Annotated in this window: 20 protein-coding genes and 2 pseudogenes; 17 read left to right on the plus strand and 5 right to left on the minus strand. The window is 59.9% G+C overall.

All coding sequences use genetic code 11. The annotated features are described in order from the left end of the window. Positions 1-184: 184 nt before the first annotated feature. Complete coding sequence (locus ACR52_RS12605) at positions 185-1,639, minus strand: aminotransferase-like domain-containing protein (RefSeq protein WP_048724504.1); 1,455 nt, start codon at positions 1,637-1,639, stop codon at positions 185-187. 307 nt (positions 1,640-1,946) lie between these two features. Between ACR52_RS12605 and ACR52_RS12610 the strand changes: the two genes are divergently transcribed. The 11 genes and pseudogenes from ACR52_RS12610 to ACR52_RS31590 all read left to right on the plus strand — a co-directional run. After that, positions 1,947-2,954, plus strand: coding sequence for an SGNH/GDSL hydrolase family protein (locus ACR52_RS12610; RefSeq protein ID WP_048724505.1), 1,008 nt, complete (start codon positions 1,947-1,949; stop codon positions 2,952-2,954). Between the two features lie 137 nt (positions 2,955-3,091). Next, positions 3,092-5,278 carry an iron-containing redox enzyme family protein gene (locus ACR52_RS12615; RefSeq protein WP_236692136.1) on the plus strand — a complete coding sequence of 729 codons (2,187 nt, stop codon included), beginning with the start codon at positions 3,092-3,094 and terminating at the stop codon, positions 5,276-5,278. Positions 5,279-5,295: 17 nt separating this feature from the next. Continuing rightward, positions 5,296-6,339, plus strand: coding sequence for an inosamine-phosphate amidinotransferase 1 (locus ACR52_RS12620; protein ID WP_048724507.1), 1,044 nt, complete (start codon positions 5,296-5,298; stop codon positions 6,337-6,339). A 13-nt stretch (positions 6,340-6,352) separates the two neighbouring features. Further along, entirely contained in the window at positions 6,353-6,976 is a 624-nt protein-coding gene (locus ACR52_RS12625) for a LysE family translocator (RefSeq protein WP_048724508.1), read from the plus strand. A 90-nt stretch (positions 6,977-7,066) separates the two neighbouring features. Further along, complete coding sequence (locus tag ACR52_RS12630) at positions 7,067-8,908, plus strand: carbamoyltransferase family protein (protein ID WP_048724509.1); 1,842 nt, start codon at positions 7,067-7,069, stop codon at positions 8,906-8,908. A 31-nt stretch (positions 8,909-8,939) separates the two neighbouring features. Next, positions 8,940-9,083, plus strand: a complete 144-nt coding sequence (locus ACR52_RS30910) for a hypothetical protein (RefSeq protein WP_173439231.1) — start codon at positions 8,940-8,942, stop codon at positions 9,081-9,083. Positions 9,084-9,109: 26 nt separating this feature from the next. Continuing rightward, positions 9,110-10,429 (plus strand): aspartate aminotransferase family protein, encoded by a 1,320-nt coding sequence (locus ACR52_RS12635; RefSeq protein WP_048724510.1) that lies wholly within the window; start codon positions 9,110-9,112, stop codon positions 10,427-10,429. Between the two features lie 65 nt (positions 10,430-10,494). Further along, complete coding sequence (locus ACR52_RS12640) at positions 10,495-11,097, plus strand: formyltransferase family protein (protein WP_048724511.1); 603 nt, start codon at positions 10,495-10,497, stop codon at positions 11,095-11,097. A gap of 80 nt (positions 11,098-11,177) precedes the next feature. After that, positions 11,178-11,807, plus strand: coding sequence for a LysE family translocator (locus ACR52_RS12645; RefSeq protein ID WP_048724512.1), 630 nt, complete (start codon positions 11,178-11,180; stop codon positions 11,805-11,807). A gap of 88 nt (positions 11,808-11,895) precedes the next feature. Next, a complete protein-coding gene (locus tag ACR52_RS12650) occupies positions 11,896-12,507 on the plus strand; it encodes a LysE family translocator (protein ID WP_048724513.1) in 612 nt (203 codons plus the stop codon). Further along, positions 12,508-12,723: pseudogene (locus ACR52_RS31590) on the plus strand (LysR family transcriptional regulator); the annotation flags it as partial. A 212-nt stretch (positions 12,724-12,935) separates the two neighbouring features. Here ACR52_RS31590 and ACR52_RS30315 read toward each other — a convergent pair. Next, positions 12,936-13,082, minus strand: coding sequence for a hypothetical protein (locus tag ACR52_RS30315; RefSeq protein WP_236692137.1), 147 nt, complete (start codon positions 13,080-13,082; stop codon positions 12,936-12,938). Between the two features lie 359 nt (positions 13,083-13,441). Between ACR52_RS30315 and ACR52_RS12655 the strand changes: the two genes are divergently transcribed. The 5 genes and pseudogenes from ACR52_RS12655 (at position 13,442) to ACR52_RS12670 (ending at position 19,475) form a co-directional block, all read left to right on the plus strand. Further along, positions 13,442-14,374 (plus strand): chemotaxis protein CheV, encoded by a 933-nt coding sequence (locus tag ACR52_RS12655; protein WP_048724514.1) that lies wholly within the window; start codon positions 13,442-13,444, stop codon positions 14,372-14,374. Positions 14,375-14,446: 72 nt separating this feature from the next. Beyond that, entirely contained in the window at positions 14,447-15,571 is a 1,125-nt protein-coding gene (locus tag ACR52_RS12660) for an HD-GYP domain-containing protein (protein WP_161799297.1), read from the plus strand. Positions 15,572-16,032: 461 nt separating this feature from the next. Further along, positions 16,033-16,983, plus strand: a pseudogene (locus ACR52_RS31990) (PDC sensor domain-containing protein); the annotation flags it as partial. Positions 16,984-17,094: 111 nt separating this feature from the next. Then, complete coding sequence (locus ACR52_RS31995) at positions 17,095-17,883, plus strand: methyl-accepting chemotaxis protein (protein WP_456238978.1); 789 nt, start codon at positions 17,095-17,097, stop codon at positions 17,881-17,883. A gap of 152 nt (positions 17,884-18,035) precedes the next feature. After that, complete coding sequence (locus ACR52_RS12670; RefSeq protein WP_048724516.1) at positions 18,036-19,475, plus strand: ArnT family glycosyltransferase; 1,440 nt, start codon at positions 18,036-18,038, stop codon at positions 19,473-19,475. Positions 19,476-19,489: 14 nt separating this feature from the next. On the opposite strand, the gene ACR52_RS12675 is transcribed toward ACR52_RS12670, so the two are convergent. Next, the gene (locus tag ACR52_RS12675; RefSeq protein ID WP_048724517.1) at positions 19,490-19,978 is read right to left on the minus strand and encodes a TIGR00645 family protein; all 489 of its coding nucleotides are present in this window, start codon (positions 19,976-19,978) and stop codon (positions 19,490-19,492) included. Between the two features lie 163 nt (positions 19,979-20,141). Between ACR52_RS12675 and ACR52_RS12680 the strand changes: the two genes are divergently transcribed. Then, entirely contained in the window at positions 20,142-21,965 is a 1,824-nt protein-coding gene (locus ACR52_RS12680) for a hypothetical protein (RefSeq protein WP_082143137.1), read from the plus strand. Between the two features lie 139 nt (positions 21,966-22,104). Here ACR52_RS12680 and ACR52_RS12685 read toward each other — a convergent pair whose 3' ends face one another. Together ACR52_RS12685 and ACR52_RS12690 are read right to left on the minus strand one after the other, a co-directional pair. Further along, entirely contained in the window at positions 22,105-22,422 is a 318-nt protein-coding gene (locus tag ACR52_RS12685) for a PA4575 family protein (protein ID WP_048724518.1), read from the minus strand. A gap of 548 nt (positions 22,423-22,970) precedes the next feature. After that, a complete protein-coding gene (locus tag ACR52_RS12690) occupies positions 22,971-25,409 on the minus strand; it encodes a Lon protease family protein (RefSeq protein WP_048724519.1) in 2,439 nt (812 codons plus the stop codon). Positions 25,410-25,642: the final 233 nt, after the last annotated feature.

A 25,642-nucleotide genomic window follows, 5' to 3' on the forward strand; every position in this document is an offset into this window, starting at 1 on the left:
CGCAGGCATCGTCAAATTGATCTGACAAAGACGGGTCGACCTCGCCCAGAAAACGTGGCGCCCATTTTTCCGTTGCATACCAACTTGGATCCAATCGCCCGGCATGGATGGGCATGCTCCGTCCGCTGGCGTGATTGGCGGCCGGCGGCTCGAACGTGGATAAATCCGATTAAAACGCAGAGGGCTAAGGCTGCCGTTGTTGCGCGGTGAGGGTGTTGTCCGACTCCATCTGCATCAACTGGCCAACGGTTTGCCCGACCTTTTGCACGGCCATCTCGACCTTGCGGGTGGGCGGGTGGGCGAAGTTCAGCCGGATGCAATTACGGTATTTTCCCGCCGCCGAGAAAATATTGCCGTTGGCCACCTGCACGTCCTGGGCTTCCAGCAGGCGGTTGAGGGCGTAGGTGTCGAATTCCCCGGGCAATTCGACCCACAGGGTAAAGCCACCCTGGGGCTGGCTGACGCGGGTCCCCGCCGGGAAGTAGCGGTTGACCCACTCACTCATCAGGTCGCCATTGCGCTTGTATTGCTTGCGCATGCGGCGCAGGTGCAGCAGGTAGTTGCCCTTGGCGATAAATTCGGCCACCGCCAGTTGCGGCTGGGTGACGGTGGCGCCAGAGCCGATGTACTTCATATGCAGCACCTGGGGCAGATAGCGCCCCGGGGCGATCCAGCCGACGCGAAGGCCCGGGGCCACGGTCTTGGAAAACGAACTGCACAGCACCACCCGGTTGTCCTCATCGAAGGACTTGAGTGAGCGCGGCCGTGGATAGCGGTGCGACAGATCACCGTAGATATCGTCTTCAATGATCGGCACGTCGAAGCGCTGGGCCATGCGGATCAGCTTGAGCTTGCGCTCGTCGGGCATGATGTAGCCCATGGGGTTGTTACAGTTGGCGGTCAATTGGATCACCTTGATCGGCCACTGCTCCAGTGCCATTTCCAGTGCTTCCAGGTTGATGCCGGTCACTGGGTCGGTGGGGATCTCCAGCGCCTTGAGATCGGCCGCCTTGAGGATCTGCATCATCCCGTGGTAGCTCGGCGAGGCGATCGCCACGATGTCGCCGGGCGAGCAAATCGCGCGGATCGCGGTGGACAGGGCTTCCTGGCAGCCGCTGGTGACAATCAGGTCGGCCGGGGTCAGGCGACAGCCCGAATCGATAGACAGCCGGGCGATCTGTTCGCGCAAGGCCAATACACCCTGGATGTGGCTGTATTGCAGGCTGGTGCTGTCACTGCGCCGGCTGATACGGGCCATCGCGGTCAGCAGCGGCTTGAGGGTCGGCACGCTGATGTCCGGCATGCCGCACCCCAGCTGGACGATATCGGCGCTTTGATCGAAGCGCATCAGTTCCTGGACCATGTCCCACTGGGAAATGTCCACCGGCCGCAGGATGGGCCGACCCATCTGCGGCAAAGGCGCCACGCGCCGGTCCGACGGCACGAAATAGCCCGACTTGGGGCGCGGTATCGCCAACCCCGAACATTCCAATACACGGTAGGCCTGTTGCACGGTGGTCAGGCTGACACCGTGCTCATGGCTAAGGGTGCGTACAGACGGCAAACGCTCGCCAGGCCCATACAGGCCTTGCTCGATGCGGCTGCTGATGAATTCGGCGAGGTTCAGATAAAGAGTCATGGGTCTGACTGTAGCTGCTCATCTGTTGCTTAAGAAGTTACAGATGGGCCTTTTTTTGAAAAATTTTCAGCAGGAAAACCCAATCTGTATTTAAAAGATTGAGCTCCGCTGTATCTGCAATACACATCGTCGCCTTGGGATGATAGGCCCCATAACGGTGCACAAGACCTTGGACACGGTAGACGCAAAATAGCAAAGCAGCACAGTACGCACCAAATTTTAAGAAATGCCCTACAAAACAGACGCCTGATAGATAACAAGCCAGGTGTTTGAATCTGCCCAGCGAATACCAAGAGGACCAAGCGCCATGACGGCAAGGATGACGCTCACACCGCAGATGGCCGAGTACGAACAGAAATTCACCGATGCCGGTGAAGTTCGATGGTTACCCTACTTGATGTACTTCCACCCGACTGACCACTCTTCACCCGTGGTCAATACAGATTCATCCGGCTTTCGTTATTCCGAGTCATTGAGCACCAGCTATTCGGTGGTCGATGGCGGCAAGAATAATGGCCCGGTACGCCTGTTGGCGGGCAGCTCCACCGTGTTCGGCATTGGCGCCAGCGCCGACAGCTGGACCCTGGCCTCACGCCTGACGCAGAACGATTCCCGTGGCCAGCGCTGGATCAATTTTGGCGGCCGCAGTTTCAACTCCACCCAAGAGCTGGTGCTGTTCACCCTGAACCGGCACCACCTGCCCAAGGTGGATGAAATCGTGCTGTTTTCCGGTTTCAACAACCTTGGCCTGGCACGTCAGCCCCAGGCCTATCGGGGCGAGCACGGCGCGTTTTTCAACTGCCATCAGTTTTTCGATGCCTTGGCGCCGGAACAGCCGGCCGCCAGCACCTGGAGCCTGTCGAATCTGTTCGGCAAGCCTCAGGAGCCCGAGCAACCCGCGCCGCCGTCGATGCAGGAACAGATTGACTACGCCGCCAACCTGACCTTGCAGCACCTGGATATCTGGCGCGCCCTGGCCACGGACATGGGCGCGAAGCTGACGTTCATCCTGCAACCCCTGGCCGGATGGGTCCGCGAGACCGGCAGCCGCCAGGAAGAGCAACTGTTTGCCGAACTCGACCAGCTCGGCAATTTCACCGAGGTGTATGGCGACATCCTGCAAACCTCGGTGCGCGTAGCCTACGCCCTGCGCCTGCGCGAAGGGGCACAGGCCATGGGGGTGGGGTTTGTCGACATCACGCCATTGCTGGCCGAGGCATTGGGCCCGCAGGACTGGCAGTTCGTCGACCGTATCCACTTCACCGATGCCGGCAACGACCTGGTTTCAAAACTTATTCTCGATGTCACTCGCTAAAAGGACTTGCACATGAAATCCATCAAAAAGTTTTTCCTGCGCCTGTTTGGGAAAAAGAAGAAAAAGCCTGACTCCTCCATTTATCCGATGTTCTGACACGGCACTGGAAGGTAATGGCTATGGATGGCTCGGTTTTAATGCGGATACCCGCGGACGACAGGTGGCGCGAACTCTATCGTTTGGCGCTCGACCCTGAATGTTTCCTGGATGCGGAATATCTCGACAACCTGCTGGGTGACGACGGCGAGCCGGCGCAATTGCCGCTGCTGTCCCGGCAGATCGACGCGTGGCAGTTGGAGCAGGCTTCGGCGTATGCCGGTGCCGCGGCCGCCGCCGTCGAACAGCACAACGCCCACTCCTTTGCCCAGGCGTTGGCCGTCTATTCGGCACCGATGGCCTCGGTGCTGGGCTGCTGGCTGCAGGGCATGAGCGCGCCCGGGGTGTTTGAAGACCCCGCACAGTTGCGCTTGATGCAACTGTTCGCCCATGACATCGGCGTCGGCTACCCGAACGCCTCCCGCGCCCATCACTTCAACGCGCTGTTGGGCCAGTTACAGTTGACGGCATACGCCTTGGCCCCGGCGCAACTGGCGACCCTGCCGGACCTGAATGACGACGCGTTCGAACTGCCCGCGCTGTTGCTGGCCCTGAGCCGGCGCAGCGATGCCTTTGGCGATGAGCTCTGCGGTGTCGATTGGGCCCTGCGCGCCGTCGGGTTGTGCCCGGGCTGGGCAGCTATGGGGCAGCTTGAGGGGCTGCCGCTGGCGCTGGGGCGGCTGGACCTGAGCGCCTCCTTCCCCGGCCTGGAGCCGGCCTCGTTGCGCCATATCAGCCAATGGGTCGCGCACCGGATTATCGAGCAGGGCGAAGATCGCCAGGCCCGCCTGCTGCGCGGCGCCAACTGGCTGTTCGGCGCGCTGCAACGCTGGAATGCGCGGCTGTATAACGCCTCGCTGACCGCCACCTCGCCCCAGCAGGCCATCGCGCATTTGATGCAGCGCCTGGCCCGGGTTGGCGCGGTGTATCACCAGAATTACCTGATCGAAGGCCGCAGCCTGGCGCTGTGGCTTGAAGACGCGCAGCACGACCCGTTGCCCCTGCTGGATGTGCTGTCGCGCAGCCGCCTGATCGTGCCTGGCAACTCGAAAAAAAGCCTGCTGGTCACCAGCTTGGTGGCGCCGACCGGGCGCATGTTCCGCATCTTCAGCGAGGCGGACTTGAGCGTGATTCGCCAGTGGATCGACTGGTTGCCCCAGGCTGCCGCCGCTCGGCAACTGCCGCGCCAGCCGATCGACAGTCGGGCCATTGCGGCCCGCCCGAGCACAGCCAGCACGGCCGACACGGGGCACTGGCCCCAGAGCCTGCGCGAGGCCTATTTTGTCTTGCAGGGGCGCGCGCTGCAGCCGGCCACCCTGAAGTTCGCCCATGCCTATGTGAGCCGTTGGCTGGAGCATTCGCGCCAATCGCTGAAAACTTCCGAGCGCCAATTGCCCGAGCAGTGGGGCACCAATGTGCTTCGCGCCTGGTTGCTGGACAAGCATGACCAGAACGGCCAGCAGTTCGATGACAGCGACCCGGCGCAAATGCCGAGCCGTGAAGAAATCGTCGAGTCGACCCTGCAACTGGCGCCCCTGACGCTGATCGACGGCGCGTGGCTGCAAGGCTTTACCGACGTGGGGCTGGCGTCTTCCCATGTGGGCTACACCCTGTTCCAGACCTATTGGGACGAATTGGGCAACGGCATCGAGGCGCTCAATCACCCGAAGATCTACCGCGATGGCCTGCGGGAAATGGATTTCGAGCTGGCCCCCACCGGTAGCCGTGAATTCGCCGAAGACCCGCGCCTGTATGAGGAGTCCTTCCGCCTGCCAGTGTATTGGCTGTGCTTGGGCAAGCTGCCGGTGACGTTCATGCCTGAAGTCCTCGGCATGAACCTGGCGATGGAGTTGTCTGGCGTGGGCGGCAGTTATCGCTCGGCTCGGCGCTTTTTACGGCACTACGGGTTCAGCACGGCGTTCGTCGATCTGCACAACACCATCGATAACGTGTCCACCGGGCACTCGGCCTGGGCCGCCGATGCGATTGATGCGTACATGCGCTCATTGGCCAGCGCCGAGCAGGTCGCCGCGCAATGGCAGCGCGTGCGGGTGGGCTATGAGTCCCTGGCGCCGATGCCGGGCAAGTGGACCTCGATGTTGCGTCGATTGGGCCTCTCATCCGCAGGCAATGTACTCCCGCGGCCGGCACGCAGAGCGGCTTCAAAAGGCTATCTGCATCACTTGCCGATCACGCGGGAAGTGTTGCTGGAAACCAGCGAACAATAACGCCACGAGGAGCAATTATGTCTTTGGTAGAAGTGCATAACGAATGGGACCCCCTCGAGGAAATGATCGTGGGTATTGCCCATGGCGCGCGCGTGCCTCGGCCGGACAGGGGCCTGTTCGCCCTCGACTACAGCGAGCACCACGACTCGCCCCATGAGATTCCGTCAGGCCCTTATCCCGAACAGCTGGTTGAAGAGGCCCAGGAAGACCTGGACGCCTTTGCGGCCTTCCTGGTCGGCCATGGGGTGACCGTGCGCCGGCCCAGGGAGACCTATCACGCCGCGCTGTTCGGCACCGGCGACTGGAAGACCGACGGCGAATACAACTACTGCCCAAGGGATGTCCTGCTGCCGATTGGAAAGACCATCATTGAAGCGCCGATGGCCTTGCGCAGCCGTTACTTCGAACCTTTTGCCTACCGCGAACACCTGCAGGCGTACTTCGCCAGCGGCGCCAACTGGATTTCCGCGCCCAAGCCGGAACTGCCGGACAGCACCTACCGGGTCAACCCGCGTGAAGGCTCGATCATCGCCAACGATGAGCCGATCTTCGATGCGGCCAACGTGCTGCGCATGGGCCGCGACATTCTTTACCTGGTGTCGCGCAGCGGCAATCGCCTGGGCTACGAGTGGCTCAAGCGCGTGCTCGGCGATCAATACCGGGTGCACGCCCTCAGCGGGTTCTACGACGGTACGCACCTGGACACCACCATCACCCTGGTGCGCCCGGGGCTGGTGGTGTTGAACCCCGAGCGCATCGGCAAGGATCAAGTGCCGGAGGTGTTCAAGAATTGGGACATCATCTGGGCCCCCGACATGGTGGACACCGGCTACTGCTGGTCGTATCCGCGTGCGTCGATCTGGCAGGGCATGAACTTCATCATGGTCAACCCGTCGCTGGCGGTGATCAATGACCAGCAGGTCCCGCTGATTCGTGCGCTGGAAAAACACCACATCGATGTGGCGCCGTTGAAGATGCGCCATGCGCGCAGTTTGAGCGGCGGTTTCCATTGTGTGTCCGTCGACATTCGTCGACGCGGCACGCTGGAAGATTACCGTTGAGCAGGGCGTGACCATGCAGGCACTGGATTACTACTCGATTGTGTTGTTCGTGATCGCCACGTGCGTCACGCCAGGGCCGAACAACGTGATGTTGATGTCGTCCGGCGCCAATTTCGGCATGGGTCGCACCTTGCGCCATGTGGCTGGTATCAACATCGGTTTTCCGCTGATGCTGGTGGCGGTCGGGCTGGGGGCCGGGGCGGTGTTCCGGCAGTACCCGTGGCTGCATGATGGCTTGCAGGTGATCGGCGCGCTGTACCTGTTGTTCCTGGCGTACCAGATTGCCAGTGCCCCCACCACTGACCTGGGTGACAAATCAGGCAAGCCTCTGGGGTTCACCGCTGCGGCGTTGTTCCAGTGGGTCAACCCGAAGGCCTGGGTGATGGCGGTGGGCGCGGTGCTGGCCTACACCTCGCCCTTGGGTTCGTACACGGTGCAGGTGTTCCTGATTGCACTGTTGTTTTTTTTATTCGGTTCACCGTGTTCCATGGTCTGGGTGTTTTTCGGGCAGTACATGCGGCGCTTCCTGACCCAGCCGCAACGTTTAAAGGCGTTCAATATCACCATGAGCCTGGTGCTCGTGATCTCCTTGATCCCGGTTTTACGAAGCCTGCCATTCGCGCAATGGTGGTCTTGAAACGCAGAGAAAGGTTGCCGAGACGCCAGCAGGTCGATTGGCGCAGGCAACTCCACGGATTGGCATGATGCGATGAGGATGCACAGTTAAATGGCTATTTATGTTTTAGGGATTTCTGCCTTCTACCACGACAGTGCTGCTGCCCTGGTCAAGGACGGCGTGCCCGTCGCTGCCGCCCAGGAAGAGCGCTTCACCCGCGTGCGCCACGACCCGGCATTCCCGGCCCAGGCGATTGCCTATTGCCTGGACGCCGAGGGCATCACCCTGGATGACCTGGAGGCGGTGGTTTACTACGAAGACCCCCAGGAAAAATTCTCTCGGGTGATTTCGTCGTTTGCCAGCGGCGGCATCGGCGGCGCGCGTACGTTCATCAATGCGATGCCGGAGTGGATTCGCTGGAAGTGGAACGTGCTCAAGTTCGTCGACGAGCAATTGGAGATCCTGAGCCGGGGCAAGGCGCCGCGCACCCAGGCTTCCCAGCATCACCGTTCCCACGCCGCGGCGGCGTTTTACCCGTCACCGTTCAAGAACGCGGCGGTGTTGTGCATCGACGGCATCGGCGAATGGCATTCGACCACCATCTGGCACGGCAAGGGTTCCAATCTTGAACTGAAAAACTCGATTTCCTACCCCCATTCCGTGGGCTTGCTGTATTCGGCCATGACCTACTATTGCGGGTTCAAGGTCGACTCCGGGGAATACAAACTGATGGGCCTGGCGCCGTATGGCCAGCCGATCTATGCCGACAAAATTCGCGACGAGCTGATCAATATCCGCGAGGACGGCTCGTTCACCCTGAACATGAAGTACTTCGAGTACCTGCGCGGTGAGCGCATGGTGGGCGAAGCCTTTGAGGAGCTGTTCGGCGGGCCGATCCGTCAACCCGAAAGCCCGATCTCACAGCGTGAGTGCGACTTGGCCGCGTCGATTCAAAAAGTCACCGAGGAAGTGGTGCTGGGCCTGGCCACCGCCGCGGTCAAGCAGACCGGCGAGCGCAACCTGTGCCTGGCCGGTGGCGTGGCATTGAACTGCGTGGCCAACGGCGTGCTCAGCCGCTCGGGGCGTTTCGATTCGATCTGGATCCAGCCGGCGGCCGGCGATGCCGGTTGTGCCCTGGGGGCGGCGTTGGACTTTGCGGTCAAGCACAGCGGTCGCCCGCACCTGGATGGCAACAAGTCCGATGCCATGAGCGGCAGCCTGCTTGGGCCGGGCTTTGGTGACGAAGAAATCGCCCAGTTCCTGCTGGAAAACCAATATCCCTTTACCCGCTATGACGACGCCGGGCTGTATGACCAGGTCGCCAGTCGCCTGGCCGAGGGCGCGGTGGTGGGTTGGTTCCAGGGGCGCATGGAGTTTGGCCCACGGGCCTTGGGCGCGCGTTCGATTCTCGGCGATGCGCGCAACCCCGAGATGCAGCGCACCATGAACCTGAAAATCAAATACCGCGAGTCGTTCCGCCCGTTTGCCCCGGCCGTGCTGGCCGAGGACGCCGGCAACTATTTCGATATCTGCGAAAAAAGCCCGTACATGCTGATGGTCGCGCCGGTCACCGACTCGATCAAATCCCAGCAGTCGCGGCAAGAGAGCGGCCCGGAGCGGGGCTTGGGCAGCATCAACAATATTCGCTCGCAGTTGCCGGCGGTGACCCACGTCGACCTGTCGGCGCGGGTGCAAACGGTGACCGAGGAAAACAACGCACCGTTCACCTACCTGCTGCGCAGTTTCAAGGAGCGCACGGGGTGCTCGGTGCTGGTCAACACCTCGTTCAACGTGCGTGGTGAACCGATCGTGTGCAAGCCGGAAGAAGCGTACGCCTGCTTCATGCGCACGGAAATGGACGTGCTGGTCCTGGGCCGTTACGTGCTGGAGCGCCCCGGCCAGCCGGCCTTCGTCGAGGCCGTCGACTGGCGCAGCGAGATCCCGCTGGATTGATCCTTACCCTTAACCCATTGGAGCTTTTACCGTGCTGAGATTTCTGGCGTTCCTGATGTTTATCGTCGTGCTGTTGCCCATCGGTCTGACGCGTTCGGTGTTTCATTCTTCCCGTTTCGGACGGCGCTTTCACCAGGCGCCGACGGCTTGGGATCACTCCGTGAACAAGCTGTAACGCCAACCGCCCAAGGAACCGCGCGCATGTCAAAAGTGATCTACAAAAACCTCAACACCTCACCGATCCTGGCGGTCGGTGGGGCGGGGGTGTGGCTTGAGGATGCAACGGGCAAACGCTACCTCGACACTTGCGGCGGTGTTGCGGTGTCGAGCCTGGGCCATGGCCATCCGCGTATCGCAGCGGCATTCGAGCGCGAAGCAAAGAAACTGGCCTGGGCCCATGCGGGCAGCTTCACCACCGCCGCCGCCGAGGAACTGGCCGAACGCCTGGTGGCAGCCAGTGGCGGCCTGGCGCGTGCGCAGTTTTTATCCGGCGGCTCGGAGGTGATGGAGCTGGCGATGAAAATCGCTTACCAGTACCAATGCGAGCGCGGCTTGCCCGACAAGTCGGTGTTCATTTCCCGCCGACAGAGCTACCACGGCAGCACCTTGGGCACCTTGAGCATCTCTGGCAACCCGCAGCGCCAGTCGGTGTTTGGCCGACTGTTTCCGCCGGCCGAATTTGTCTCGCCGTGCTACGCCTACCGTGATCCACAGCCCGACGAAAGCGAAGAGCGGTACGCCACGCGCCTGGCCGATGAACTGGACGCCAAGATTCGTAGCCTGGGCAGTGAAAACGTCGCGGCGTTCTTTGCCGAGACCGTGGTCGGCTCCACCAACGGCGCGGTGCCTGCGGTGCCCGGTTACTTTCGCAAGATCAAGGCGGTGTGCAAGCGTCACGATGTGCTGCTGATCCTCGATGAGGTGATGGCCGGCATGGGGCGTACCGGGCAGCTGTTCGCCTATGCCGACGACGGCATCGTGCCGGACATGGTCGCGGTCGGCAAAGGCCTGGCGGCGGGCTACATGCCGATCTCGGCGCTGTTGATCAGTGACCAGGTGCATTCGGTGATGGCCCGTGGCTCAGGGGTGCTGGGCAACGGCCAGACCCATGTCAACCATCCGCTGGCCTGTGCCATTGCCCTGGAAGTGCAGCAAGTCATCGTGGAAGAAGACCTGCTGGCGCAAGTGCGCCAACGCGGTGAGCAACTGCGCGGCTGGCTCAGGGAAAGCCTGGCTGACCTGGATATCGTCGGCGATGTGCGCGGGCGCGGGCTGTTCGTGGGCGTCGAGTTTGTCGAAAGCCGTGCCACCAAGGCGCCGTTCAAGGGCGGCGGCGCGTATGCCGCGGCCCTCAAGCAAGAGGCGCTGCAGCGCGGCCTGCTGATCTATCCCGGCAGTGGCACGGTGCAGGGCACACACGGCAATCATGTGCTGTTTGCACCACCGTTTATCACCAGCGAAGGGGAGCTGGGGCAAATGGTCGAGCGCTTCAATGCAGTGGTCAGGGCTGTCGCGTACTAGCGACCGAGCGGGTTTACCGGGGGCGGTTGTTGTCACCCACATTACCTGGAAATGGAGAAGTGAAGATGCAAACAATCGAGCCCTGCAAGGACAAGGTCCTGCTGTCGGTATGCACCATGGACTGGTGTGATCACGGCGTGGAATTCGCCAAGACCGTATTCTCCAACCTTGAGGTGTTTTGCTGGGACCCGGGCGATCCTTATCCTTACCACCTGGATAATTGGGAAGGCGACTGGATCATCTCCTACCGTGGCGACTTCATTTTCCCGCAGAGCATCTACAAGAATGCCCGCAAAGGCGCGATCAATCTGCACCCGGCGCCGCCCAAGTACCGGGGCCTGGGCAGCCAGCATTACGCGATCTACTACAACGATGAAACCTACGGCTCGACCTGCCATCACCTGGCCCCTTCGGTGGACAGCGGGCAGATCATCGATGTGGCGCGCTTCAACGTCGCGCCCGCCGAGACCGCCTCATCGCTGCGCCTGCATGTGGGCGCCTATTGCCTGCAGCAGTTCATCCACCTGCTCACCGACTACATCCTGCTGGGGCGGCCACTGCCGGTCTCGCCGGAGAATTGGGGCGAGCGCCTGTACAAGCAATCGGAACTCAAGCCCTGGATGGAGAAGATTCGCGCCCAGGAGCCGGATCATCGTTGCTTCAAGTAGCTTTTTCTTGGCCTTCACTTCAAGCCACTGGTGGCTTGAAGTGCTCACTGCGCGCTGGCGCGACGGGTATGAGTGCACCTATGTTTGAGTTCTCGAGTTTTGCAGCTGCACTGGGGGTCTACGTGATCGGCACCGCCAGCCCTGGCCCAGGCAACCTGGCCATCGCCAACACCTCCTTGAACTACGGGCGCACACCGGGCCTGGCGTTGGCGGCGGGGGTTATTTCGGGGTCGTTGTGCTGGGGCGCGATGACCGCTGCCGGCGTGTCGGCGCTGTTGATGTCCAACACCCAGATCATCCTGTGGTTAAAGGTATTCGGCGCCTGCTACCTGTTCTTCCTGGCCTGGAAGTCGGTGCGCAGTGCGCTGGCGCATAACGCCACGACGGTGGCCAAGGTGCGGGCAAAGCAGACGCGCAACCTGGGCTTCTATTTGCAGGGGTTGGGCATCCACCTGACCAACCCCAAGGCGGCCTTGACCTGGTTCACCGTGACCACCGTGGGCCTGAGCGTCAACGCGCCGGCCTGGGCCAGTTTCGTGCTGGTGGCGGCCTGTGCGTTGTTGGGCTTCCTGATTTTCTGCACCTACGCCCTGGCGTTTTCCGCCCATTCGGCAGAACCGTTTTTCACCCGGACCCGCAAGTCCTTCGGGCTGATTTGCGCAGCGTTCTACTCGATGGTCGCCATTGGCTTTCTCAGTTCGTTGTTCTGACCCCAACTACAAGTGGCCACAGTGCACCTGTACCCCTCGCTGTCCGGGTGACAGGTGACGCGCGAAGGCCCATTTCCAGGAAAATCCCATGTCCTTGTCGTTTGATTTGATGCTGGCGTTTGCTTTGTTTGCGTTTGTCACCTCGGTCACCCCAGGCCCCAATAACGCCATGCTGTTGGCCTCGGGCGTCAATTTCGGCTTCCAGCGCACCATCCCGCACATCCTGGGTATCAGCTCCGGGTTCCTGGTGCTGGTATTGGCGGTAGGGCTTGGGCTGGGTGCGGCCTTTACCGCCTATCCGGTGCTCTACACCATCCTGCGCTACGCGGGCGCGGCTTACTTGCTGTACCTGGCGTGGAACATCGCCCGTTCGGGCCCGGCGTCCGAAGACACCGAAGGTAAAGGCAAACCCCTGGGGTTCTGGGGCGCGGCGGCGTTTCAGTGGGTCAATCCCAAGGCGTGGGTCATGGCGATTGGTGCGATCAGCACCTACACACCCTTGCAGGGCTACACCATGAACGTGGTGATCATCGCCACCGTGTTCGCACTGATCAACGCGCCGAGCGTGGGGGTATGGGCGGGGTTCGGCAGCGTGTTGCGCAACGTGCTGCGCAACCCGCGCTGGTTGCGCGTGTTCAACTTCGGCATGGCAGCGTTGCTGGTGATTTCGCTGTATCCGCTGTTGCAGCATACGAGCTGATCCCCGGCCGGTGCGGCGATCCTGCCGGCGGTACGCAAGTTTGCCGAGCAGCTGGAGAGTCCGGAGCTGGCCGTGCAGGAGGCGGTGGCGGTGGCTGTGGCTGGGCAGTCGAGCCTGTTGAAAATCGGCGCCATCTCCACGGCGGTGTTCGATGTGTTACCGGGGTTGATTGATCGACTCACGAGTGAGTACCCGCGTCTGACTGTGTCGGTGCGTGGGGCACTTTCGGGTGCGCTGGGTTCCTTGATTCCTGGTCTGCTAACTCCCGTACCGTCGCAACCCTTTTCGTTTAGCCGCGATGTCTGGCGACTCCATCAATCAAGGAGTTTGAGCCATGAAAAAATCACCCCCAATCCCCAAGGACCACCATCTTCACCATCGCCCCCAACATCTCTTCCCAGGCGCAGCTCATCCAAGCCAGCGAAACCCTAGTCGCTGAACAGTTCCGGCAGCAGCACCCGCTCGCGCACGCTCAAACCCAGGGCAGTGGCCACACTCAGGCCCGCGAAGGCTTTGAGCAAGGTGCGCCGCAAAGGCGTTGCGTGCGCGTAATGATTGCCGGGCGTTGAAGCCATCGGCGAAATATCCGTCTCTTCAGAGACTGTCAGGCGTTTCTTTCTTCAGTCAATTCCACTCGCAGAGCGGACGCCTCCTTGGGTCCGTCCACCTGGCGCTTGAAAAGCATGTTCGGATGTCCGTAGCAGGTGGCAGCGTGATGTTGTGCGTAATAAAGATATCGCAATCATTCTCAACATTAAAACTAACAAGTTAGCAAACTAACTATTTAAGTATCCGTCTGAATAGCTGATCTCATCGACTTATACCTTTTCAACCACAACACCCAACAAATATTTTAACAAATATTTTACATACCCTTAACTATGATAATGTCATTACGATATCGGCGCAGTTCAGTCAAAACCAAGGGGTGTGTATGACAGGTGTATTGGCATCCGTTAACAGCCGTACACAACTGGTCGGCCAGAACCGGCTGGAACTATTGCTATTCAGGTTTAATGATAACCAATTGTATGGGATCAACGTTTTTAAAGTTCGCGAAGTTATACGCTGCCCCAAGCTGTCTTCGATACCAAAGTCTAATAGTAATATTTGTGGCGTCGCCAATATCCGAGGTGTCTGCATTCCCATTCTTGACCTTGCCATGGCAACAGGGTTGCCGGGTGTCGAAGATAAGGAAAGCGCCTTTATCATACTAACGGAGTACAACAACCGTGTTCAGGGCTTCCTGGTCTACGCGGTTGAACACATCGTCAATTTGAACTGGGAAGACATTCATCCGCCGCCCATGGGCAGCGGTGAAGACAATTACCTGACCGCCGTGACGCGCACAGATAATCGCCTGGTCGAAATCATCGACGTTGAAAAGGTACTGACCGAAATATCGCCAACGTCCGAAGAAATATCCATCGGCGTGCTGGATCACGACGTCACCCAACAGGCTCGTCACTTGCGTGTGCTCACCGTCGACGACTCGCTGGTCGCACGTAAACAGGTGACCCGCTGCCTGGAGACCGTGGGCGTTGAGGTGGTTGCCTTGAACGATGGCCGCCAAGCGCTTGATTATCTGCGGGCCATGCTTGACGAGGGGCGCAAGCCGGAGGAAGAGTTTCTGATGATGATCTCCGACATCGAAATGCCCGAGATGGACGGTTACACCTTAACGGCCGAAATCCGCAACGACCCGCGCATGGCCAAGCTGCACATCGTGCTGCACACCTCGCTGTCGGGTGGATTCAACCAGGCTATGGTCAAGAAAGTCGGCGCCGATGACTTCCTGGCCAAGTTCCGCCCCGACGACCTGGCCGGCCGCGTCGTTGCACGTATAAAGGCCGCCAACCCAGACTGACACTCCACCAACAACACTCAAGCCAAAGAGGCTGCAGGGACGTCGAGAAGTCAGATCAACGGAGGGCCTACCATGTTGAAATGCAATGAAACCTATCACCTGACACCCGACAGTGAGGCTCGGCCGTTCTGGAAGGACTACGCGCGTAACGCGCAGATGGACATTCAGTGCGCATTGGCCTACGGCGATCAGCCTGCCGACACGGCCCCTTTAACCGCCCCCGCACCGCAACAGGACACCGCTACGCCAGCCACTGCGACCTCTATGAAAGACGAATTGGTGGCCGCAAAAGCAATCTGCGCCCGTGCCAAGACTGCCGTGGTCGAAATGTTCAGCCACGCCCGCATGGGCCGTGCCCTGGAGCTTGAACATATCAGCGCGCTGGTCGACGATATTTCCGCTTCAATAGCACGTCATCCCAATGCCTTTATCAGCCTGGCACGCCTGAAAAGCCTCGACGACTACACCTACATGCATTCGGTCGCCGTGTGCGCATTGATGATCGCCCTGGGCAATCAACTGGCCTTGCCCGCTTCGCTGATCCGCCAGGTCGGGCTCGCCGGCCTGCTGCATGACATCGGCAAGATGGCCATACCGAGTGCAATTCTCAACAAGCCTGGACGGTTGAGCAGCGACGAGTTGGAGCGGGTTCGCACCCACCCGATGGAAGGTGAAAAAACCCTCTTGGCCACCTCGCAACTGTGCGAAATGGTCGTGGACGTATGCCTTCATCACCATGAGCGGGTCGATGGCACCGGCTACCCCCACCAGTTGGCGGGAGAACAAATCAGTCTGTTTGCCCGAATGGCAGCGGTGTGCGATGTCTACGATGCCGTTACCTCGGACCGTTGCTACAACCAGGGCTGGGACCCCGCCAACGCCATCCAGCAAATGTCGACGTGGGACGGGCATTTCGATGATGAGGTATTTCGCGCGTTTTTAAAGTCCGTGGGAATTTACCCCGTCGGGTCTATTGTTCAATTGAAAAGTGGCAGTATCGGGGTGGTGATAGAACAACACGCCGACTCGTTGCTGACGCCAAAGGTAAAGTTGTTCTTCTTGCCTGTGTTGAATATCCACATTACCCCAATAATCATTGACCTGAGTGATCCTGCGCAGGCTGATCGAATTATTGCGCGCGTGCCGCCACAGCGGTATGGCTTTAATAATACCGAGCGCTTATGGCTCGACGATTAAACGCACGAACAGCATTAAATCAACACCCAGCTGTACAGCATATCCATGCCTAAGCAGCCCATGATCCAGCACTAAGCCTTGTGTGAAAAATATATTGGAAAGTCGGCATCCGATTATGTCGACAACTATTGGCGTGGGCGGGAAATATCATGAAATTCAACTCATTACAGACTCGAATCTGTTTTACCGCCGGACTCTGCCTGTTTATATCCTCCGCGAGCCTGGTGTTATATGGGCTGTATTCCTCAAATGCCAATGAAGCCTATGTGGGCACTGAAGTCTCAAAACTCATTGAAAGCGCTACCATCCGCGAAGTGCAAAACCTGGCAGAGTCACGGGCTAACGCAATTCAGTCGAAATTGCAGAATGCATTGGATTCGGCACGCACGCTCGCCAATACGCTGGGGGCCAGCAAAAGTGCACAAAGCCCGCTCGCACTGGGCCGCGAGCAAATCAATACGATGCTGCTCAGCGTGCTCAAGGACAACCCCGACTTTAACGGCACGTATTCGTGCTGGGAGCCGGATGCGCTGGACGGCCAGGATCAGGCATTTCGTAACAATGAGTCAGGAAATAACCCGGTGACCGGCCGCTTCACCCCCTACTGGACGCGCAGCTCGGATGGCCGTGTTGCTGTGCAACCGCTGGTGGAATATGACTCCGACGCCCGCCATCCCAATGGTGTACCCAAGGGCGGCTGGTACTCAGGCCCTCGGGACACCCGGAAAGAAAGCGTTCTGGACCCGATTCCCTATGTGGTGCAAGGCAAAAATGTATGGCTGACCACGCTGTCGGTGCCGATTATCGCCAATGGCAAGTTCTACGGCGTGGTCGGTGCTGACTTCGACATCTCGTTCATACAGAAGCTCAGTGAACAAATGTCCGCCGACCTCTACGGCGGCAAGGGCTCCGTGTCGATCCTGAGTCACCAGGGGCTGGTAGTCGCCGACAGTAAACGACCCGATCTTATTGGCCAGCCGCTGAAGGCGTTATTACCCGACACGTGGGATAAGGTGTTGGCCAATGTGCAAAAAGGCCAAGGAGACAGCCGGTTCAATGAGGTCTCCCAGGGGATCGAGGTGCAGATGCCCATCACCCTGGGTCGCAGCGAGAAACCCTGGGCCATCCTGATTCACCTGCCCAAGGCCGTCGTCATGAGCCAAGCCATCGCCCTGGAGCAGGAACTGCAGGCCCGTGGCGTGCGCAGCAGTATCTGGCAGGTGTCGGTCGGCGTGACCATTTCCGTGCTGGCCTTGCTTGCACTGTGGTTTGCCACGGCAAAAATCGTCGGCCCGATTCGTGAAGCCGCCGCCCTGGCCGCCAACATCAGCCTGGGTGATTTCTCCCGTCGCCTGGTGCAACAGTCTGAGGATGAAGTCGGCCAACTGTCCCTTGCCTTGAACGATATGTCGGAAAGCCTGCAGCGCCAGGTGCGGGTGGCCGAGCGTATATCCGAAGGCGATCTGGACCTGGAAGTGCGCTTGTCATCGCCCCATGACACCCTGGGCAAGTCTTTGGAAAAAATGGTCGGCAACCTGAACACCCTGATTTCCCAGGTGCAGGCCAGCGCCACGCAAATCACAGGCAGTTCTGCGCAGGTCACCGAGTTGAGTCAGTCGCTGTCGGACGGTGCGTCCAACTCTGCCTCTTCCATCACTGAAATCAGTGCCGTCATGACCCAAATGGCGGCGCAGACCACCGACAATGCCGCCAATGCCAAAAAAGCCGATGAGCAATCCCAAGCCTCACGCGCCGATGCGGGGGAAAGTGACAAGCTGATGAGTGAATTGATCGCTGCGATGACTGAAATCGACAACTCGGGCAAAGACATCACCGCCATTATCACCACCATCGACAACATCGCCGCCCAGACCAACCTGCTGGCCTTGAACGCAGCGATCGAGGCTGCACGCGCAGGTGAATTGGGCCGCGGTTTTGCGGTGGTCGCCGATGAGGTCAGGAGCCTCGCCGCCCGCAGCGCTGAAGCTGCCCAGCAAACAGCGGCGCTGATCGCCGACTCCTCGACCAAGACGCAGCGCGGCATGGTGATCGCCGGGCGCACGGCCGACTCGTTGAGGAACATCGTCTCCGGCACCAGTACCGTCTCAAGCCTGGTGTCATTGATCTACCAAGCCTCCAGTGAACAGGCTTCCGGCTTGCAACAGGCCAGTATCGGCCTGGAGCAGATCGATGAAGTCACCCAGCAAAATCAGGCCAACTCGCAGCAATGCGCGGTGGCGGCCAGAAACCTGTCGGAACGGGCCAGTTCGATGCAGCAAGGGTTGAGCCGCTTTAAAGTCAAAGCGTCGTAGCGCCTGAAACGAGGCCAGGGGCGTTAAACATCGCCCCTGGCCCGGCACGATAAACCTGATGTTCATTCATCAAATATTAAGATTCGCCTCCCTATACTCACCGATTGCGAGCCGTTCCCCCGAACGGTCCCCTGCCCCGGTAGCCAGTACCCATGACGCGTCCCGCTCCTCTGCTGCTTCTGCTTGCTGGTCTGTTGTTCTTCTTTGCGTTGGGTAACCACGAACTGCAAGGGTCCACCGAAGCCCGCGTCGCCGGGATCGCCATGGCCATGCACCTGGACAATGACTGGGTGGTGCCGCGCCTGTTTCGAGAAGCCTTCCTGGAAAAACCGCCCCTCAGCCTGTGGCTCGACGCCGGGGCGATTCGCCTGTTTGGCGGTACCACCTGGGCTGTGCGCCTGGCCTCGGCGTTTGCCGGACTGTTCAGCGTGATGCTGCTCTACGGGATGCTGCGCAAGTTCGGGCGGCCGAAGACACTGGCGTTCAGCGCGGCGCTGATCCTGGCGACCATGGCCAGTTACTGGAGCAATGTGCGGGGCGTGGGTGAGGACTCATTGCTCAGCCTGGGCGTGACGACCGCGCTGCTGGCGTTCTACCAGGCGATGCGGCCTGAGTCCGAGCGTCAAGGCTCTACTGCCTGGGCCTGGGCATTGTTTACAGCCGGGATGGTGATCGCCACCCTGAGCAAAGGCGTGCTGGGCCTGGCGATGCCGGGCAGCGTGATTTTTGTGTACCTGGCCAGCACTAGCCTGATGGACAAGCGCCTGAACATCGGCGACTGGCTCAAGCCGGCGCTGTTTACGTTACTGGCCTTGGTGCCACTGCTGATCTGGCTGGGTTTTCTGTTCCAGCGCGGCGGGATGCAGGCGGTGGGCGAAGTGCTGTGGACCAACAGCGTAGGACGGTTCAGCGGCTCGTTTGTCGAAGCCGGGCATTACGAACCCTTCTACTACTACCTCATGAAACTGCCTGAAGCCTTTTTACCGTGGAACATCCTGGTGTACCTGGGGCTGTGGCACTTTCGCAAAAGCCTGGTGCGCAACCGCTACCGTCTGTTTTTCAGTGTGTGGCTGGTGGCGCAATTCACCCTGTTGACCCTGGCGTCCAGCAAACGCACGGTTTACCTGATGGCACTGACGCCAGCCGCCGCCGTACTCGCCGCAGAATATGCGCGGGTGCTGCTGCAATGGCTGAAAGATCACAAACCGGCGCTGTATACCCACCACAAAACCGTGATCGGCAGCGTGTTCACCCTGGCGGTGGCATGTTATCTGACGGCAGCTTTCTGGTTCGCGCCTAAAGCCGATGTGCGTCAGTCGTTCGTGCCGGTGATCAGTCAGGTCCAGGCACTGCGAGACGAAGGGAGGGAAGTGGTGTTGTTCCAGCCCAACGAGCGGATCGACGGGGCCAGTGTGTTCTACCTGCAGGCCTACCTGCCGATCCTGCAAACCGAACCCGAGCTGCGCAGCTTCCTGGAAGCCAAACCCGGCAACGTCGCGCTGCTGGACCGCACCGAGCAATTGAGCGGCAAGGTGACTGTGATCAAGGAGATGGCGATCAACCGCCAGCCTTACTACTTCGTCGAGCAGTAAGGCCGGCGCGGGGATCAGTGCTTGGTCAGCTTGTCCAGGTAACCCATGGCAAACGCCGAGACCACGAAGGTCATGTGGATGATCACGTACCACTTCAAGTGCTCGGGATCGACGTTCTTGGCGTCCATGAAGATACGCAGCAAGTGGATGGAGGAAATCGCCACGATGGACGCCGCCACTTTCATCTTCAACGACGAAGAGTCCATGGTGCCGAGCCAGTTGAGCTTTTCCTTGTCGTCATCGATGTCCAGCTGCGAGACGAAGTTCTCGTAGCCGGAAATCATCACCATCACCAGCAAGCCGCCCACCAGCGCCATGTCGATCAACGACAACAGCAGCAGGATCACTTCGGCTTCCAACATGGAGAAGATGTTGGGAATGACGTGGATCACTTCCTGGAAGAATTTTAGCGCCAGAATCAGCAGGCCCAGGGACAGCCCCAGGTAGATCGGCGCCAACAGCCAGCGTGAAGCGTACATAGTATTTTCGATAAAACGTTCCATGGGATCTCACACAGCTTGGCTAGAAATGGCGGCGAGTATACCAGCCGCTACCAAACACCTGTAACCGCGAGAAAACTGACCTGGGCGGCATCTGTAATAGAATTTTTCTGCTAGTGTCGAGCCCATCAAAATCGGCTCGATGATGTCGGACAGGAAAACTCAGATGATGGAAGTGCGATCCCCTTTGGCCAGTATCGGCCTGTGCGCGGCATTGCTGCTGGCCAGCGGCTGCTCACCCAGCGATGAGCAGAAGCAGGCAACCCTCGAAGAGCAAACCACGAAGTTCGAACAATCGCTCGATAGCATCCAGGACCCCAAACTGCGCGACGCCATCGCCGACCTTGGCGGCTCGCTGCTGTTGCTGGAACGCGCGCGGGTCAAGCTCGCCACCAAGCCCATCGACGCTGAATACGGCGAAGACACCCTGGCCCTGCTCAAGCACTACCCCACGCCCCAGGCCCTGGTCGACACGTATATCAACGGCCTGTTCGTGCTGCGCAAGACCTCCCATTCCGACTACCTGATAGATCTGCAGCCGGTCTTCCCGTTCAACTTCACGATTCCCGACCAGTTCCCTTTCCCTCACGGCCTGGAATGGCAGTCGGTCACCTTGAGCAACAATAAGGTCATCCCGTTTCAGCCCGAATGGTCGGAAACCGACCCCGGCATCCAGCTGAGCCCCAGCAGTTCCAACCTGACCAACCCCGACGACCTGACGGTGACCTACCCGTTCATCGATGGCATCGAGACCGAGAACAAGAGCCAGCCGCAGCCTGTCAGCCTCAAAGGCGCGGTTGAAGTGGTTGCGCCGGGCAAGGTGCTGACGTTCGACCTGTCGAAAAAGGACGTCGGCCACAAGCGCACCGAGGGCAACATCACTCTCCATTTGCTGCTGCTTGAAAAGAATTACGCCGAGATCGAGCTGACCAACAGCGAACCCCTGGCGCCGGAAGTGGGCGACGAATCGCCGAACCCTTTGCTGGTACAGGCGCGGGACAGCACCGGGCAATTTCTTACGCGCGCAGGTTCGATCAACGAAAGTGCCGCGCAAGTGGCGTTCTACGAGAAACAACTGGCTGAGATGCAAAAGCAGACCGCCTGGTCGGATGCGTTTGAAAAGCAACTGACAGATGAGCAGAAAACCTTCGAACACAAGCAGAGCAGCCATTACGCCAAGGTCTACTTCAATGGCCTTATCGATAACCTGCAGGTCAACGTGCTGGACTTCTCCAGGGCCACGGTTACCCGCAAGGACCTGGACCTGCCGGTGCTACGCTTCGACAAGAATAGCCTGCAGAACACCGTGCAAGCCTTGCCGATGCCCGTCACGGTGTATGACGACGGCGCCGCCAGCTGGCTCAAAGACGCGGCGCTGACCGAAGACCAGCTGAAAAACAGCGTCACCATCAGCCAGTCCGTCGAGGATGCCAGCGCCGCGCATATCGTGTTTGACCACCCCTTTACCTTCAATGACGACCTGGTGGGTGCCGAGCGCAAAAGCAGCGAAGCACCCGTCACGTTCTTTACTGCAGATGAAAAAGGCGAACGCGGGAAGCCTATAGAGTTGCCGACCGAAGCCTTCGAACTGAACCCGGCACGCGGCACGCTGACCTACGACCTCAACCTGTTCCCGGAAAACCCCGGGGTTGTGGTGGGTTCAATTCCCCTGTTCCTGGCGACGATAGAAAAAGGCGAGATTGACGCCGCCAAGCTGCCCAAGGGTTTATCACTCAAGGACAACGCGCTGATTGTCGATCAGAAAACATTCCCCGCTGACAGCTGGCGCTTCTTCGCCAAGGATGCCAGCGGCCGCTACCTCAAGGAAATCCTCGGCGTCAGCCACCGCGCCGAGGAATACGGCACGGCGATGTTTGATGTGCATTACTTCTACGGCCAGCCGACCCTGGTTGAAAGCTACCAGCGCACCGACCTGAACACCGTGCAGTACGGCTTCGAGGTCAAGCTGGACAAGCCCGAGAGCAAATGACCGCCACTTGCCGATCCTTCCCACGCTCTGCGTGGGAAGGCATCCCCTGACGCTCCGCGTCACCGCCGCTGCGCAAAATTCAAGTTGTGCGCTAAGGCGGGACGGGGCGGCATTCCTGCGCAGAGCGTGGGAACGATCATCAAAGGGCCAGGCACTCCTGCCCGCCATTGAGCTGGCGTAAATGGGCCTGCATGTGCAGGCACCAGATCTGCGGATCTTCCGCCATCTCATAGCCGTACAGGGTCAGGCTGTCCACAATGGATTGCAGAATGGTTTCTGCCACGAAGGGCCCATGAAACGGGCCCTGGGACTTGATGGTGGAAGGCTGTTCGCCGGTCATTCCGGCGGCAAACAGTAACGTCCACATCCCGTTATCCCCCGCAAGAGGGCGAATGGAACATTCGATACGGGTGACCAGGCCCAGGCACTGTCGGGTGAGGCAAAGGTTGCGCGGCATGGCGGCGACCCTCGGTAGATCGGTGTTCAGCCTCAAGCACACGGCGAGACTGTCTCTATCCAGCGAATCCTGTGGATATCCCTTGAACACAGAATAGAAGAAAAACACGACAAACCAAGGTTGTAGGGACCAACGGGCGTTGGTCCCTCAGCTGCGAGTCAATTTAGTGACGAACCTGGGTCACCCGGTGGTGAGCGTGCTTCTGTGGCGAGCGGGCTTGCCCCAATGCCATTCAGTTAAGAAATAGAAAGGGCGAACAATAACGTGTGGCGAGGGCGCTTGCTCCCGTTGGGCTGCGAAGCAGCCCCAGCAAGAACGCTGTGGTGTGTCAGGCAGTCCGGGGCGCTGGTTTTGGGGCTGCTTCGCAGCCCAACGCGGGGCAAGCCCGCTCGCCACAGAGGCCCACTTACCACAGCCCCTTTCACCACAGATCTTTTCACCATAGATCCTCTCACCACAGACGCTTTCACCACAGAAGCCCCTCGCCACAGAAACCCTCTAAGCACAGAAGCCCGCTCGCCACTACAAGCAGGCCAAGCCAGTCAGAATCAAGTCGGCTTCGCTTCGACCAACGCTTGCTGCGCCAGCTCCTTCTCCGCTTCCTTCAAGTCTTCCTCGCTGATCATCTCGGCAATCGCGCGCAAACGCTCTACCACGCGCGCATTCACCGTGCCTTCCGGGAATTGCCCCTCCGCGTCCGGCTCACCGGCAGGCTCGCCCACCAGCAGGCTCAACGCTTCATCCGCCTGACGCACCGCGTAGATATGGAATTGCCCCGCGCGCACGGCCTGCAACACCTTCTCATCGAGCATCAGCGTGTTGACGTTAGCCTGGGGAATGATCGCCCCTTGCTCGCCGGTCAAACCGCGCGCCTCGCAAAGGCGGAAGAAGCCTTCGATCTTCTCGTTGACCCCGCCCACCGCCTGCACTTCACCAAACTGGTTGATCGAGCCGGTGATGGCAAAGCATTGCTTGAGCGGCGTTTTCGACAGCGCCGAGATCAAGGTGCAGGCCTCGCCCAGGGACGCACTGTCGCCGTCCACATACCCGTAGGACTGCTCCAGCGCGATACTCGCAGAGATCGCCAGCGGAAATTCCTGGGCATAACGGCTGCCCAGGTAACCGGTGAGGATCATCACGCCCTTGGAGTGAATCGGCTGCCCGAGGTTAACCTCGCGCTCGATATCGACGATACCGCTGCCGCCCGGATACACCGTGGCGGAAATCCGCGCCGGCACACCGAACGCCGAGTCACCGACCTCCAGTACCGTCAGCCCGTTGCACTTGCCGACCGCCGCACCGGCGGTGTCGATCAGGATCACCCCGGCGAGCATGTCGTCAAGAATCCGCGCCGACACGCGCCCGGTGCGCGTGGCCTTGGCCTTGAGCGCCCGCTCGATGTGGCCGGCGTCGGTCATCTCGTCGCCCGCCAGATCACGGATAAAGTCCGCCTCGCTCACCAACTGAAACAAATCGCCAATGCGCGCCGACAAGCGCCCCTGGTGCTCCGCCAGCCGTGCGCTGTAAGTCGCCAGCCGCGCTACCGCGTCCGAGGTCAGCGGCGCCATGCCTTCTTCCGACGTACGGGTTTTCAGCAACTGCGCGAACTGCTCCAGGCTTTCGTCGACCATCGGGATGTCTTCGTCGAAGTCCACCAGCACCCGGAACATCTCCTGGAAGTCCGGATCGGCGTCTTGCAGCGCGTAGTACAACTGGCGCGAACCAATGATGATCACCTTGACCTGCAACGGAATCATCTGCGGGTTGAGGGTCACGGTCGCCAGGCGGCCGAGTTCGCCCAGCGGCGATTCCATCTTCAGCTTGCGTGATTGCAGGGAGCGCTTGAGGGCGTCCCACACAAACGGCTCGCTGAGCATTTTCTCGGCTTCAAGGATCAGGAACCCACCGTTGGCACGGTGCAAGGCGCCCGGACGCAATTGGCGATAGGTGGTGTAGAGCGCGCCCTGGTCGGTGCTGTATTCGATACGGCCGAACAGGTTGTCGTAGGTTGGGTGCGGTTCAAACACCACCGGCGCACCACCGCTGACCGGATGGCCGACTACCAGGCTCGGGCAGTATTGCTCTTCGAGCAGCTTGCGTGCCTGGGCGTCGGTCTTGGCGTCGTCCACCAATAGCTCGACCACGGTTTTCAACAGGTACACCTGCATGGCCTGCAGGTAACCGCAGATTCCCGCATTCTCGGCGTACTTTTCCGACAACGGAGCAAGCAACGGCTGCAGGGCCAGGGTGATGGTTTCTTCGTTGAACTGGCGCAGTTGGTTGTTGGACTCGCGCTTCCACTGGGGCAGGCTGGCCAGCTCTTCGTTGAGGCGCTCTTCCAGTTCGGAAATATCCGTGTGGAAACGCTCACGATCGACTTCCGGCAACTGCGAGAACTCAGCCTCGTCCAGGGCCTTGCCGTCGAGCATCGGGGTAAAGGCGATGTTGGAACTGTCGCGGTACAGCGCCACGTCCTTTTCCAGGGCCAGGCGCTCGATCACGTCCAGGGCCTTGTCGTAACGCTGGTTGAACGCACGGTCGATCGCGCTTTTGCGCTGCTGGTACGTCGGGTGTTCGAAGACGGCCGGGAAGGTCGCCACCAGGTTGTCGACCAACCCGTTGATATCGCTGATAAACGCCGCAGCGCCGCCCGCAGGCAGTTCCAGTGCGCGCGGCTCGCGGGGGTCATCGAAATTATTCACATAGACCCAGTCCGCCGGGGTCTGCAGGCGTTTGCCTTCGGCCTTCAGGTAGCGTTTGACGAACGAAAAGCGGCCGGTGCCCGGCTCGCCCATGACAAACACGTTGTAACCGGGGCGTGGCATGGCCACGCCGAACTGCAACGCTTCAACCGCGCGTTCCTGGCCAAGCACACCGCGAAAGGGCTCCAAATCATTGGTGGTCGAGAAGCTGAACTGTTCAGCGGAAAAAGGACGAGTCAGCGCTTCGGGCGCTAGACGCAAGCTGGCAGCAACAGGATCAGGCATCGGGCTTCCTTACATCAGGCGGGGCAGATGTCGGCATTCTGGCTCCCGGTCACGCGCTCTGGCAAGGCGCGCCTGAGGTAAAGCATAGACACGGGATGCGTCCTACAAAAAAATCGCGACATCTCTGATTGTTTTACAAAAATTCACGGAACCCCAAGAACGTGCCTAAACTCCAAACTGCGCGGGTTGGACTAATAACTGGCCCCTAGGGCGCTTCGAAGTGCCTGAACCCT

Origin of the sequence: Pseudomonas fildesensis (assembly GCF_001050345.1) — a bacterium.
In the GTDB taxonomy this organism is placed as follows: domain Bacteria; phylum Pseudomonadota; class Gammaproteobacteria; order Pseudomonadales; family Pseudomonadaceae; genus Aquipseudomonas; species Aquipseudomonas fildesensis.